The 13,481-nt window shown below is 46.5% G+C and carries 11 protein-coding genes and 1 pseudogene; 3 read left to right on the top strand and 9 right to left on the bottom strand.

Translation table 11 applies throughout. From position 1 onward, the window contains the following. Positions 1 to 4: 4 nt before the first annotated feature. Genes hisA through hisIE form a run of 3 tightly spaced genes read left to right on the top strand, consistent with a single transcriptional unit; the run spans position 5 to position 2,114 of the window. Entirely contained in the window at positions 5 to 742 is a 738-nt protein-coding gene (gene hisA, locus ACJ8J5_RS09430; RefSeq protein WP_025302188.1) for a 1-(5-phosphoribosyl)-5-[(5-phosphoribosylamino)methylideneamino]imidazole-4-carboxamide isomerase, read from the top strand. Next, positions 724 to 1,500: an imidazole glycerol phosphate synthase subunit HisF gene (gene hisF, locus ACJ8J5_RS09425; RefSeq protein ID WP_414104565.1), complete on the top strand. Its 777-nt coding sequence runs from the start codon at positions 724 to 726 to the stop codon at positions 1,498 to 1,500. Before hisA ends, hisF begins: the two co-directional genes overlap by 19 nt. Further along, positions 1,494 to 2,114 carry a bifunctional phosphoribosyl-AMP cyclohydrolase/phosphoribosyl-ATP diphosphatase HisIE gene (gene hisIE, locus ACJ8J5_RS09420; protein ID WP_342173847.1) on the top strand — a complete coding sequence of 207 codons (621 nt, stop codon included), beginning with the start codon at positions 1,494 to 1,496 and terminating at the stop codon, positions 2,112 to 2,114. The genes hisF and hisIE overlap by 7 nt, the downstream gene beginning before the upstream one ends. Before the next feature lie 73 nt (positions 2,115 to 2,187). Here the strand turns inward: hisIE and gndA are convergent, their stop codons facing one another. The 9 genes and pseudogenes from gndA to rfbD all read right to left on the bottom strand — a co-directional run bounded on the left by gndA (position 2,188) and on the right by rfbD (position 12,961). Continuing rightward, positions 2,188 to 3,594, bottom strand: coding sequence for an NADP-dependent phosphogluconate dehydrogenase (gene gndA / locus ACJ8J5_RS09415; RefSeq protein WP_025302186.1), 1,407 nt, complete (start codon positions 3,592 to 3,594; stop codon positions 2,188 to 2,190). A gap of 166 nt (positions 3,595 to 3,760) precedes the next feature. Further along, positions 3,761 to 4,603, bottom strand: a complete 843-nt coding sequence (locus ACJ8J5_RS09410) for a glycosyltransferase (protein ID WP_414104564.1) — start codon at positions 4,601 to 4,603, stop codon at positions 3,761 to 3,763. Next, the gene (locus ACJ8J5_RS09405) at positions 4,603 to 5,496 is read right to left on the bottom strand and encodes a glycosyltransferase family 2 protein (protein WP_173889609.1); all 894 of its coding nucleotides are present in this window, start codon (positions 5,494 to 5,496) and stop codon (positions 4,603 to 4,605) included. Before ACJ8J5_RS09405 ends, ACJ8J5_RS09410 begins: the two co-directional genes overlap by 1 nt. A gap of 42 nt (positions 5,497 to 5,538) precedes the next feature. Next, a complete protein-coding gene (locus ACJ8J5_RS09400) occupies positions 5,539 to 7,932 on the bottom strand; it encodes a glycosyltransferase (RefSeq protein ID WP_414104643.1) in 2,394 nt (797 codons plus the stop codon). 765 nt (positions 7,933 to 8,697) lie between these two features. Further along, positions 8,698 to 9,108 (bottom strand): annotated as a pseudogene (locus tag ACJ8J5_RS09395) (CmcI family methyltransferase); the annotation flags it as partial. After that, on the bottom strand, positions 9,105 to 10,442 hold the full coding sequence (locus ACJ8J5_RS09390; RefSeq protein ID WP_414104563.1) for an ABC transporter ATP-binding protein: 1,338 nt from the start codon (positions 10,440 to 10,442) through the stop codon (positions 9,105 to 9,107). The gene ACJ8J5_RS09390 and the pseudogene ACJ8J5_RS09395, both read right to left, overlap by 4 nt. Beyond that, positions 10,432 to 11,250 carry an ABC transporter permease gene (locus ACJ8J5_RS09385; protein ID WP_173889613.1) on the bottom strand — a complete coding sequence of 273 codons (819 nt, stop codon included), beginning with the start codon at positions 11,248 to 11,250 and terminating at the stop codon, positions 10,432 to 10,434. Before ACJ8J5_RS09385 ends, ACJ8J5_RS09390 begins: the two co-directional genes overlap by 11 nt. Further along, a complete protein-coding gene (rfbC, locus tag ACJ8J5_RS09380) occupies positions 11,247 to 11,792 on the bottom strand; it encodes a dTDP-4-dehydrorhamnose 3,5-epimerase (RefSeq protein ID WP_126179401.1) in 546 nt (181 codons plus the stop codon). Before rfbC ends, ACJ8J5_RS09385 begins: the two co-directional genes overlap by 4 nt. A 281-nt stretch (positions 11,793 to 12,073) precedes the next feature. Beyond that, positions 12,074 to 12,961, bottom strand: a complete 888-nt coding sequence (gene rfbD / locus ACJ8J5_RS09375; RefSeq protein WP_173889615.1) for a dTDP-4-dehydrorhamnose reductase — start codon at positions 12,959 to 12,961, stop codon at positions 12,074 to 12,076. Positions 12,962 to 13,481: the final 520 nt, after the last annotated feature.

Below are 13,481 nucleotides of genomic sequence, written 5' to 3'. Positions count from 1 at the left end.
CAGCATGATTATTCCGGCTTTGGATTTGATCGACGGCAACGTGGTGCGCTTGCATCAGGGCGATTACGGCCAGCAGCGCGACTACGGCAACGATCCGCTGCTGCGTCTGCAAGACTATCAACAACAGGGCGCGCAGGTACTGCACCTGGTCGATTTGACCGGCGCCAAGGATCCGGCCGCACGCCAGATCCCGCTGCTACGCAAGCTGTTGGCGGGGGTTAACGTGCCGGTGCAGGTCGGCGGCGGCATCCGCAACGAGCAAGACGTCAGCGCCCTGCTGGAGGCCGGCGCCACACGCGTGGTGATCGGCTCTACCGCGGTGAAACAACCGCAGTTGGTGCAGAGCTGGTTCGAGCGCTACGGCGCCGACGCGCTGGTGCTGGCGCTGGACGTGCGTATCGACCCGCAGGGCGTGAAACGCGTGGCCATCAGCGGCTGGCAGGAAGATTCCGACGCCACGCTGGAACAGGTGGTGGAGCAGTTCCTGCCCTACGGGCTCAAGCACGTGCTGTGCACCGATATTTCGCGCGACGGTACGCTGGCCGGTTCCAACGTGGCGCTGTATCAGGCGATCAGCCGCCGCTATCCGCAGGTGGCCTTCCAGGCCTCGGGCGGCATCGGCAATCTGGACGACATCGCCCAGCTGCGTGGCAGCGGCGTTGCCGGCGTGATCGTAGGGCGCGCCCTGCTGGAAGGTAAATTTAGCGTTGAGGAGGCGATCGCATGCTGGCAAAACGGATAATCCCGTGCCTGGATGTTAAAGACGGGCAAGTGGTAAAAGGCGTGCAGTTCCGCAACCACGAAATCATCGGCGACATCGTGCCGCTGGCGCAGCGCTATGCGCAAGAAGGTGCGGACGAGCTGGTGTTTTACGATATCACCGCCTCGAGCGACGGCCGGGTGGTGGACAAAAGCTGGGTATCGCGCGTGGCGGAGGTGATTGATATTCCGTTCTGCGTCGCCGGCGGTATTAAAAGCGCCGAGGACGCCAGCCAGATCCTGTCTTTCGGCGCCGACAAGATTTCGATCAACTCACCGGCGTTGGCCGATCCTGAGCTGATTAGCCGCCTGGCGGAACGCTTCGGCGTGCAGTGCATCGTGGTAGGCATCGACACCTGGTTCGACAGTGAAACCGGCAAGTATCACGTCAACCAATATACCGGCGATGAGAGCCGCACCCGCATCACCCAGTGGGAAACCCTCGACTGGGTACAGGAAGTGCAGCGCCGCGGCGCCGGTGAGATCGTGCTGAACATGATGAACCAGGACGGCGTGCGCAACGGTTACGATCTGCAACAGCTGCGCCGGGTGCGCGAGGCCTGCAAGGTACCGCTGATCGCCTCCGGCGGCGCGGGCACCATGGAGCATTTCCTGGAAGCGTTCCGCGATGCGGACGTCGACGGCGCGCTGGCGGCATCGGTGTTCCACAAACAAATCATCAATATCGGCGAACTGAAAAGGTTCCTGGTCGAACAAAGCGTGGAGATTCGCGTGTGCTGACAGAACAACAGAGAAACCAGCTGGACTGGGAAAAAACCGACGGCCTGATGCCGGCCATCGTGCAGCACGCCGTTTCCGGCGAAGTGCTGATGCTGGGTTACATGACGCCGGAAGCGCTGGCGACCACCGAGCAGAGCGGTAACGTCACCTTCTTCTCACGCACCAAGCAACGCCTGTGGACCAAAGGCGAAAGTTCCGGCCACTTCCTCAAGGTGGTCAGCATCACGCCGGACTGCGATAACGACACGCTGCTGGTATTGGCCAACCCGATCGGCCCGACCTGCCACCTCGGCAACAGCAGCTGCTTCCACCCGGCCGCCAGCGACTGGACGTTCCTCTATCAGCTGGAGCAGCTGTTGGCGGAGCGCAAGCACACCAGCCCGGACAGCTCGTACACCGCCAGCCTGTACGCCAGCGGCACCAAGCGCATCGCGCAGAAGGTCGGGGAAGAAGGTGTGGAAACCGCGCTGGCCGCCACGGTCAACGATCGCGAAGAGCTGACCAACGAAGCCTCGGACCTGATCTATCACCTGCTGGTGCTGCTGCAGGACCAGGATTTGGATCTGAGCGCGGTGATCGGCCGGCTGCGCGAAAGGCATCAGAAAAAAGCGTGACGTTAAATCACGCGCAATAAAAAGCCGCCGGGCGTTAACCTCGGCGGCTTTTTTTATCGTTCAACGAGCGGGCTTATTCCATCCATTCGGTATGGAACACGCCTTCCTTATCGATACGTTTGTAGGTGTGCGCACCGAAGTAGTCGCGCTGCGCCTGGATCAGGTTCGCCGGCAGTACCGCAGAACGGTAGCTGTCGTAGTAGGCGATCGCGGCGGAGAAGGTTGGCGTAGGGATACCGTTCTGCACGGCGTAAGCCACCACGTCACGCAGCGCCTGCTGGTACTCGTCAGCGATTTGCTTGAAGTATGGCGCCAGCAGCAGGTTGGCGATATCGGCATCCGCCGCGTAAGCGTCGGTGATCTTCTGCAGGAACTGGGCGCGGATGATGCAGCCGGCGCGGAAGATCTTGGCGATTTCGCCGTAGTGCAGATCCCAGTTATTTTCTTTAGAAGCGGCTTTCAGCTGTGAGAAGCCCTGTGCGTAGGACACAATCTTACCCAGATACAGCGCGCGACGCACTTTCTCGATGAATTCGGCTTTGTCGCCGCTGAACGGCGCCACTTTCGGGCCAGTCAGCACTTTAGACGCGGCAACGCGCTGGTCCTTCAGCGAGGACAGGTAGCGTGCGAACACCGACTCGGTGATCAGCGACAGCGGTTCGCCCAGATCCAGCGAGCTCTGGCTGGTCCACTTGCCGGTGCCTTTGTTGGCGGCTTCGTCCAGGATCACATCGACCAGGTATTTACCCTCTTCGTCTTTCTTGGTGAAGATGTCTTTGGTGATGTCGATCAGGTAGCTGTTCAGTTCGCCCTTGTTCCATTCGGCGAAGGTTTCGGCCAGCTGCTCGTTGCTCAGGTTCAGCGCCTGCTTCAGCAGGGAATAGGCTTCGGCAATCAGCTGCATGTCGCCGTATTCGATGCCGTTGTGCACCATCTTCACATAGTGGCCGGCACCGTCAGCGCCGATATAAGTCACGCAAGGCTCGCCTTCCGCGACCGCAGCGATTTTCTCCAGGATCGGTGCCACCAGCTCGTAAGCTTCTTTCTGGCCGCCAGGCATGATGGAAGGCCCTTTCAGCGCGCCCTCTTCACCGCCGGAAACGCCGGTGCCGATGAAATTAAAGCCCTGGTCGGACAGTTCGCGGTTACGACGGATGGTGTCCTGATAGTAGGTGTTGCCGCCATCGATCAGGATATCGCCCTTGTCCAGGTGCGGAGTCAACGAGGCAATGGTTTTATCCGTCGCTTCGCCCGCTTTCACCATCAGCAGGATGCGGCGCGGTTTTTCCAGCGATTCGACAAACTCTTCTACGGTGTAATACGGCGCCAGATTCTTGCCCGGGTTCTCAGCGATCACTTCGTCAGTTTTGTCGCCAGAACGGTTGAAAATGGAAACGGTGTAACCACGGCTCTCGATGTTCAGCGCGAGGTTGCGGCCCATTACCGCCATGCCGACAACGCCGATTTGTTGCTTGGACATTTAGGAACTCCTGTCTTTGAATGACACAGACCTGAAGCGTCTGTTGTTTATCTACTGTTAGAGGATAGTAACCGAAGTTTTGGCATGTAGGGTAGCAATAGGTGTGATAGGCATGAAAAATCAATTACCGATTACAATACAATCAAAAACAACGCTTTTATTATAGTCAGCGCATTTTCCAGCCGTACTTATTAAAAAATTTAACCATAGAATGACAGAAGAATAGAATATGTTTAAGTCCTTTTTTCGATACATTTCCGCCATGATGGATAATTTTCACACTAGGCACATAGGCAACTTGGGTAACGCCACTGGCTCGAAAGCTGAGGTCTGTATCCTCAAAATACAAGAAAAATTGAGGATCAAATCCTGCGAGCTGCTGCAGAACATCAGTGCGGAATAGCATGAAACAACCACTAACAATTTGAGGATTCCAGTAGTCATCTGTCTCATTGATAACGTCCACCATATTATAGTGGTCGAGTCTGAACTTAAAAAGCTTCTTTACTATCGCAGGAGCAAACGCCCGCAACAACAAAGTGAAGACAGATGGATAACGTTTGCACAAAAACTGTCGCTCACCGTTTCGCCACCTGGCCAACGGCGTCAACAATCCGCACTGAGGGTTATCGTTCATAAACCGCATAGCCACGGCCAACGTATCTTCGTACAGAATAATATCGGGATTCAAAATAAGATGGTAATCATGCTCATGGCTTAATGTAAGATTATGCGCACGACCATAACCGATATTTTCACCTGACACGACCACTCGGCAGCAGGGATATTGCTCTTCAAGAAAACGGTGGAGATCTGTTTTCTGTTTGAAACCATTCTCGACGACAGTCACGTCCACTTGAATATTTGGACAGGCCCGTTGAGCTTTCACGATAGAGTCCATTAAAATAAAGATATCATCATTAATGTAAAAGGACACAACTGAAATTAGCAAACGGACTTCGGCACACTGTCCTGAAATTATATCATAATCAATATGGGTATGATTCATTATAATGGACACTTACCTGATTTACTCGTAACACCATGAATAATCCCTTGCACAATTGCTTTTAAGTTCTGCAACCGCTGACCAGAAAACAGTAACAAAAAAGTCAATTTCAAGACAAGCTTATACGCGTCAACCAATTTCCAACTCAAAGGAATATAATCTTTCTTATACAAAAGTATGGCATTCCTAACGAGATAATAATGACGAAGGGGGCTGTGTATTGCAATGTGCCTTCCAGCAAACTCAATGCGTCCGTCTCCCAGGCTATGATGCATTTGTGCGGAAAAAACACCATATGACAACAACCCTTTTGCCCGAGCACGCAGTGCCCACTCTATGTCGACATAATCGATAAAGAGGGATTCATCCATTAGCCCCACCCGTTCGAAAACAGCAACGGGAATCAACGACCCGGATGCAATAAGATGATCAACCTCAACGATATTATCGCAGGAACTGGATGACATTTTGATAATACGAATCCCTTCAACGCGAATAAACCGAGCCCTGACGCTTTGATCTGCGTCAATAAAACAGGGACCAACGGCGGCTAATGCATTCTTGTGCTTAGCCGCCGTCAAAAGTTCTTCAACCATATTATCTGCCGGGAGACTATCCTGATCCATCAACAATACATAGTCGAACCCTTGCTCTTTTGCCATTCGGATACCGCGATTCTGAGCTGCAGCTATCCCTTCATTTTCGGCCAAACACATTAACTTTAATTGCCCAGAAAACTCGGCCAAGGCAATTTTCAGCTGTTCACAATTGATTGAATTATTGTCAACAACAACTACAGCAACCTGGCTTGCCAACAGCACCTTAATTTGTCGTTTAAGGCTGAGAATATTAGGATTATAGCTTACCGTAATTGCAATTATTTTCCTATTCACACTTATTTTCCCTAAGAAAAAAAGGGCCTCTCGGCCCTTTTCTTAGTGAGTAGAAAGGTAGATCTCTGCCAGCTCTTCATACTGCTCATCAAAAGAGCGAATATGAGAGTGAGGTATGACAGGCAAACGTCCATCTGGCATTTGGCGGAAATGTTGTATCGTTGTCTCAATAGCAGCCAGCAGCTTCATGGCATCGTTATCAAATGGAATAACAATACCATTTCCTCCATCAATAATATCTTCAGGAGCCCCCCCTGCATCAGAGGTAATCACCCAAACATTGCGGATTAAGGCTTCGCGAACCGTCAAGCCAAAGCTTTCTTTAGCTTGCGTCGGATAAAGCAGAACATCGATACCGCCATAAAACTCATCCATATTTTGCTGAGTAAATGCGGGAACAACTTCATAATTATTCAACCCGTCCAGGTCACTGTCATGAAAAGTTCTAAAACCAAGACTCAACGTATTATCAACGATCACAACCTTGGCATCTTCAGCAGCAATATTTCTGAAAGCTTCCTTGATTAAATGATATCCCTTAATGTTGGTGTTTCCACCAACATAACCAAAGGTTATCAACTTTGGAACCTGTCTATCTTTAGTCACCCGTGGATAATTGACGCCATTTTTATTCAAATGAACATTATTGAAACCTTCAGTAGCATAAAGTTCATAGTTAAATGCACTTGGCGCAAGAATCTTACTCGCCAACATCAGCGCCTTACGTTTCTTCAGGACATAGTAACTAAGCGCTTCTTTATCCTTCATTTTTTCTGATTCGTGGCCCTCGAAAACGCCGCGTAACTTGTGCTTATCGTCAAAACTGAGAATAAACTGATGGTCATATAGCCACCAGCAATCATGCGCCGTGACAATTATTGGGATATCTCTCTTAGCACAGATATCCAACATAGAAATGCCTAAGCCTTGAATAGAGTGAAAATGAACACAGTCTGGTTTGACAATATCGAGAATCTGCTCAAATGCAGGATCAATATTGTGATTTAGTATTTGTTCTTCTTCACGCAAGAAGTGAGGCAACCCAATGCCATAACAATCATGACCAAAAGTACCATAACGCCGTACATGATATGGCATTACATAATCTTCAGAGAGGGATGTCACAACATGAATATTAATATTTTCATTGGCATCGAAGCGTTTATTCAGCTCCTCTGCAACGACGGTCGCACCACCAAATGAACGAGGATTGTAATAACAATTAACCGAGAGTATATTCTTCTGCTTAGCTGTTTTATTACGTCTAATAAATTTATCAGCAATAACAGAAACTTGCTCTTTAGCTATATTATCCGGTGAATAATGATGCAGCACCGTCGTCTGAGCATTTGATCCTATTTCGTTTCTTAATTCAGCAGATTGAACCAACTGGAGCAGCGTCGCCTCCCACTCCGCAGGAGTTTTACATAGGTAACCATTCACACCATGCTCTATAACTCGACTAAAGGTCGGCAGTGGTGAGCAAAGGCTTGGTATACCAAGAATAGAGGCCTCAATGAACTTGATGTTGCTTTTGGAATAATTAAATACGTAATCTTCCAGCGGAGCCAAACTGATGTCACACTCAGCCAAGACCTTAAGATAGTCTTTATAAGGGCAAAGTTCAACGCGTTCAATCTGCGATTTCACCGCATCGAACGATGGCGGAAGTTCTAAAACCCCAATTAAACGAAAACGTACATTTCCATTATTTTTCAATACATTAAGAATAGCACTGGCTGCTTCCTGAAAATCAACGTTATGTGTACTGGTTCCAGAGCCATAAACAATTCGAACAATCCCATCAGTTTCACTCGTGCGCGAAACTGGCAGGTTTTGAGCCGTAATAATAGTTTCAGGATCCAGAGCATTCTCTATCACGTAGGCATATTTCGCGCCCGCATCGATCATTGCCTCAGCCAGATGTTGCGTGGAAGCAATCGTCCCCCGACATTTTAGCATTGCTCGCTTATAAAGGCTGGCACCTTCGAGAAGCCCATTAAATGTATTTTTATCTAGTTCATTCAAGGTCTTGCTATTGGCCAGAACTTCCCGATCAAAAATGAGGTCGTCAACTTCCCAGAGGGTGGTCAGATTCAAACGTTCACATTCATCGAAAATACGATCCATACTTTCAAAAGCGGGAACGCGATAAAAGATAACTATTGAATGCGTTTGCAACGCTTCCATACACTCATTTTGCTGAGTCCAGCTTAATGTAGTGGTTTCAATCCCAATTTTTTTGAAAAGCTCTACCTTTTGGTCAACACGATATTTACGGCATTGAGGAATAGACATTTCAGCAATAATCAGCACTTTAGGCATCAAAACCGCTTCGGCCACAACGCCAACAGTGGCCAATTCCTTGCGTTCTATAACGTGTGAGGCAACATGCTGTTGATTTATCAAACGTAGCCTGTCAATAACACCACGCATACCAAACTGCTTATACAATGCCATAGCCTTTTTCAGGCTATATTGAAGACCGTGTATTTTGATAACGTTCTTAGAAACGACTACGCCGCGTTTTAATTTACGCAGATTCGCTACACCCGTTCGCATTGGCTGTGTGACTTTCCAACTTGTCGATGTTAATAGCGCATGGTTGTCGTGTGACAAAGAGTGCACCAACCGATCTTTCTCGGCCATGCTTTGTCGGTTTACATCAACCTCTTGGCGAAGAACCTCTTCGACACTCTTGTAATAGATAATATCGCGGTTCAGCTTCTCTATTTTCGCCAGTGCTTGTTTTTTTTCCTCGAGTTGACTTTTGTTATTATCAGTTAAGCTTTGCCATTCCATCTCAGGGAACGTCGGTAGATCGCCCCAAGGATTTTTATCCTGCGCGGGGGCAACATTCAAACTACCATCAACCTTTAGGTTCCCTTTAACTACCGCTTCTTCGTCTCCGATAATAACTCGAGGACCAAGGATATTTTCTTGGGGTAATTTCTTCTTGATAATGCAGAGCGAGTTGATAAATTGAACAGAATGAATATGGTTATAGTCAACCGAATCTAATGCTTCGCAACTGTAATGCTGATAAAAAGGCTTCAGGTAATCGCGCTCAGATTTTTCAACCCCCCAATGTTCATGGTTGGGAATATCCGCAAGTTTTTTAAGGAATGACATTGAAGAATATGGATCATATAAACCACCTTCAAAAGCCTGCCAATAGCTACAGTGCAAATCTTCAATAATATAGTAGCCACCATCTTCCACTAGCGGAAAGTAGAGAAGGAAGGATTTAATAATATCAGAGGAGTCATGTGAACCATCGTCAATAGCGATAGTGATTGTAGGTGTTATAGACTCTATTTTTTCTTTTACTTCTACAGTCGAAGAGTTTCCGATGACAACCTGTATTTTTTTCTCTTCATACTTCAGCTGAGCGCAATTAGCATCAATGTCACAGCCAATAATATTTTTTGCATTTGGAAAATATTTATTCCAGACCTCTAATGAGCCTCCATTTTGAACGCCTATCTCCATAAAGTTAACCGGGTTAAACCTCAGATGAGACAATACTTCATGGTAAGAGGAAAGATATATAGACCATTTATCAGAAGATTTTCCATGATGCTCTTCATAGAGTTCTACTAATGTTTTCATTTAATTTCCAGCTTCACTTCATCAAATTTAATACCAACGAGCCCCCAACGGACCTCACTAGATGAAACGTTAATGATGACAGCATCATGCATCCAATGGTGCTGAACATGGTTATTTATATCGCCATTTGCCAACGATACCATCATTGCGTATTCTCCATTTGGCAGCATCGGCAATGTGAACACATAATGCGCGGAGAAAAGCTCTCCTGCACTAATTTTTTTTGGCTCACTCTGTGTAAATGGCAGAGTGTTTTCTCCAAATAATACCTGCCCCAACCGGTCTTTTACCAAAAAACCGATTATAGGTGCATCAAAAGACTCATGTGCAACAGCTTCAATAGTCAGCTTGACTTTTTCTCCGCCTTTAAAGACATGTAGCGCATTGCCACCTGTCAATTCTGAAAATGAAACAGAAAGGATTTCGCCGGCCCCTGTTTTCCAACCTTCAGCCTCGGACAAATTTTCTCCCATGCCATACTGAGAGTTGTAATTAATGATAGATTTATCAGCAGTAACTTCTACCGGTTGAGGTTTGTCATCGACATCCCCAATTGTTTCTTTTTTAAGGCTATCCAACTTCGTTTCATCGCCATAAACTTCCTGGAGAGTATACTGCAAATACTTTTCAGCTATATTCTTTGCTTTACCTGAAGTGACCATTTCTCCTTGATGAAGCCAGACAGCTTTATCACAAAGATTAATAACGGAGTTGGTATCATGGCTAACGAAAAGCAGTGTCCCATTCTCTTTAAACTTACGGATGAAACGCATGCATTTTTGCGTAAAGACAGCATCGCCAACCGCTAAGGCTTCATCCACTACAAGAATATCAGCATCAACATGAGCAATTACAGCGAAAGCAAGACGGACATACATACCACTGGAGTATGTTTTTACAGGCTGATCAATATGTTCGCCAATGTCGGCAAAGGCCAGAATACTTTCATAACGCTCGCGGATCTGCTCATTGCTCAAACCATACAGTGATGCCGCCATAAAGATATTTTCATGCCCGGTGAACTCAGGGTTGAACCCGGCCCCCAGCTCCAGTAAAGCAGCTATTTTTCCGTTAACTTTAACCGTACCATCTGTCGGCGTCAGAGTGCCGCAAATCATTTGAAGTAGCGTTGATTTACCTGAACCATTACGACCAATGATGCCTACTGTTTCACCTTTTTTTAAGCTAAATGAGACATTCTTCAACGCCCAAAACTCACGAAATAGTTTTTTTCCCCCACGAAAAAACATCTGCAGCAAGCGATCCTTCGGTGAGTCATAAATCTGGTAACATTTACTGAGACCTTCTACTTCAATAATATTATCAGATGACATCAGCAAACCCCTTTCGTGTTCTTTGGAACCAGAAAAAACCAAACCATGCAATTAAAGAGCCCGAAACCAACGCCTTTACCCACGAATAAAAATCAGGGATGCGGCCCCAATACATAACATCTCGCGCTTGCTCAATAAAAACTGCCAATGGATTGAGCGAAAGAAGCGGTTTTATTTCAGCAGGCAATGCTGAAATAGGGAAAAAGATTGGAGACAGGAACATTAACACCATGGTAATTATACCAACTAGTTGACCCACATCTCGCAAATACACGCCTAATGAAGATAAAATCCAGCTAAGCCCCATAACCATCAAAACCAATGGTAAGAGAATGAATGGCAGTAACAGGATCGTGGCATGTGGAATACCCACTTCAAAAGTATAGAAAACCAGCCAAACAGAACAACTAATAAAGAAGTGAAATAACGCAGCCCCCATATTCACCCATGGTAATATCTCTAACGGAAATATAACTTTTTTTACATAATTAGAATTAGCAAGAATTGTAGTCGGTGCGCGGTTAACACACTCTGAGAAAAGATTAAATATGATAAGACCAGAGAATAGCACTAATGCAAAAGCCGATTTAGACGTTTGTCCCTCACTCCACTTAGCCTGAAAGACAACACTAAATACAAAAGTATAAACAACTAGCATTAAAATAGGCGTAAAAAACGACCACAATAGACCAAAGACAGAACCACGGTATCGGCTGATGACTTCCCGTTTAGTTAGCGTATAGATTAAGCGTTTATTTCTAAAGGTTGAGCCGAAAAGGTCTAACGTCGTTCTTACTATTGTTTTCATTCAAAAACCTCTGCATCAATAAATCGTGAGGCAGATAAATCTTTATCAGAAAGTAGGCAATTATTGGTTTCCCAACCAATATTGATATCTTTATCATTCCAAAGAATACTTCTCTCGCTTTCTTTAGCATAATAATTAGTAGTTTTATAAACGAATTCTGCAGTGTCACTCAACGTCAAGAAACCATGAGCAAAACCTTCTGGTATCCAAAGCTGACGTTTATTCTCAGCGCTTAACTTAACACCTATCCATTGCCCGAAGGTCTTAGAATGACGCCTAATATCAACCGCGACATCGAAAACCTCACCTTCCACGCAGCGTACCAGTTTTGCTTGAGCATGAGGATTCAGTTGATAATGTAGGCCGCGTAAAACCCCTTTCGTCGATTTTGAGTGGTTATCTTGTACAAAATCGACATGACGCCCAACCGCCTCATCAAAAACTCTTTGACTGAAACTCTCAAAAAAGAACCCTCGCGGATCACCGAAAACTGTCGGCTCAAAAATCAAAACATCTGGCAGCGCTGTAGCAATCACTTTCATTACACTTTCCTTCCGTTTACATCAACAGAAATTTAACAAAACCAGAAAACATAGGCACTTCATATAGGAACAATGGAGTGCCACTTATCCAGGCCTTCACTGACGATAACCACTACTACGGATGAAAACATATACCGATATATTTTCATAAGCATGCATTAAGGTATGAAATTATTAATGAGCTATCGTTTAATATTAAGCCGACGGCTGAGATTTAGACATCGATAATCTTTCAGAACAACTTTCTGACAAGGCCTCATATGATAAATATTGCCTTTGTCCTATCGCAATATTTCGTCAAGCATCCGCTTCACACCAAGCTCCCAATGCGGCAATGTCAGGCCAAATGTTTGTTGGAATTTTTCTGTACACAAACGAGAATTTAATGGACGTGCAGCTGGTGTCGGGAAGGCAGTTGTCGGTACTGCAGTAATATTGGAAACCTTAAACTCAACACCCTTTGTTCTGGCATAATCTATGACCAGCGAAGCATATGCATGCCAGGTTGTTTCGCCAGAAGCTATCAGATGATACACCCCACTCACTTCAGGGTGAAGCATGGCGGTTTTAATCGCATGTGCAGTGCAGTCTGCCAGCAACTCTGCTCCTGTTGGAGCCCCAAATTGATCGTTGATCACCGAAAGAGAATCACGTTCTTGCGCCAAACGAATCATCGTACGCGCAAAGTTATTCCCTTTTGCAGCATAGACCCAGCTGGTGCGGAAAATCAGGTAACGTGACGCATATTTCTGAATCGCCTGTTCCCCACTCAACTTTGTTTGCCCATAAATATTCAGCGGCGCTGTTGGGTCGTTTTCCGTCCAAGCCGATTCGCCACAGCCGTTGAATACATAGTCAGTAGAATAATGAACCAGCAGCGCTCCTACTTCTTCTGCAGCTTTAGCTAAAGCTGCGACTGATGTCGAATTAATGAGCTCTGCCAACTCCGTTTCATTTTCAGCCTTATCCACCGCGGTATGAGCGGCGGCATTAACAATCACATCCGGCTTTACACGCCGAACCGTTTCGGCGATCCCTTTCGGATTAGTGAAGTCACCGCAATATTCTGTAGTATTGTAGTCAAGCACCATCACCTGTCCCAATGGCGCCAAGGCACGCTGTAATTCCCAACCAACTTGCCCATTTTTACCAAATAATAAAATATTCATTTGCGCGATATCTCATCGTTGTTTAGCGCAGGAGCTGCACTAAACATTTCAAAAATTAACATTACTCACTATCCGTCAACACTGTGACATCCAGCCGCATAACTGCCCCTACTTACAGCAGTTAAGAAGAGTCATTTTTCGCCAAAAAATGTACATTCAAAGGTCAAAAAAGCTCATTTAGCTACTGATTTATCGTACAGCCGGGAGCAGAATGTGCTGATGATTAGTCGGTATATCAAAAAATAAATTTCCGCGGCATTCGTCTAGTGCCTAGGAGGACAAACAATAGCAAATTTTGCTTATGTTTTTACTTTACCTAGCTATCATCCTGCCAAACGCTTACGGAACGAGGGGGGATCTCTTACCCCCTAAAAAAGCACGCTACCGCCCCTAGGTTTTAGCTCCCAGAGTGCTACGTGCCCGTTTATCTTCATCATTCAGCGTTCCCGCCTTCACCTTTCGCTGATTAAAGAAAAACAAAAAAACTCTTTTTAAACATAATGTTAATCACCTCACCATC

Source organism: Serratia sp. CY43202, from assembly GCF_052168755.1.
GTDB classification, from domain to species: Bacteria; Pseudomonadota; Gammaproteobacteria; order Enterobacterales; family Enterobacteriaceae; genus Serratia; species Serratia bockelmannii.
The sequence above is the reverse complement of the archived record's forward strand: the minus strand, read 5'-3'. Positions and strand labels throughout refer to the sequence as shown.

What these genes read in the sequence shown, in the direction of transcription:
- hisA (WP_025302188.1), top strand. Translation starts at nt 5, where the DNA reads ATGATTATTCCGGCTTTGGATTTGATCGACGGCAACGTGGTGCGCTTG.
- hisF (WP_414104565.1), top strand. Translation starts at nt 724, where the DNA reads ATGCTGGCAAAACGGATAATCCCGTGCCTGGATGTTAAAGACGGGCAA.
- gndA (WP_025302186.1), bottom strand. Translation starts at nt 3,594, where the DNA reads ATGTCCAAGCAACAAATCGGCGTTGTCGGCATGGCGGTAATGGGCCGC.
- ACJ8J5_RS09410 (WP_414104564.1), bottom strand. Translation starts at nt 4,603, where the DNA reads ATGAATCATACCCATATTGATTATGATATAATTTCAGGACAGTGTGCC.
- ACJ8J5_RS09400 (WP_414104643.1), bottom strand. Translation starts at nt 7,932, where the DNA reads ATGCGTGGTGTTATTGACAGGCTACGTTTGATAAATCAACAGCATGTT.
- ACJ8J5_RS09390 (WP_414104563.1), bottom strand. Translation starts at nt 10,442, where the DNA reads ATGTCATCTGATAATATTATTGAAGTAGAAGGTCTCAGTAAATGTTAC.
- ACJ8J5_RS09385 (WP_173889613.1), bottom strand. Translation starts at nt 11,250, where the DNA reads ATGAAAACAATAGTAAGAACGACGTTAGACCTTTTCGGCTCAACCTTT.
- rfbC (WP_126179401.1), bottom strand. Translation starts at nt 11,792, where the DNA reads ATGAAAGTGATTGCTACAGCGCTGCCAGATGTTTTGATTTTTGAGCCG.
- rfbD (WP_173889615.1), bottom strand. Translation starts at nt 12,961, where the DNA reads ATGAATATTTTATTATTTGGTAAAAATGGGCAAGTTGGTTGGGAATTA.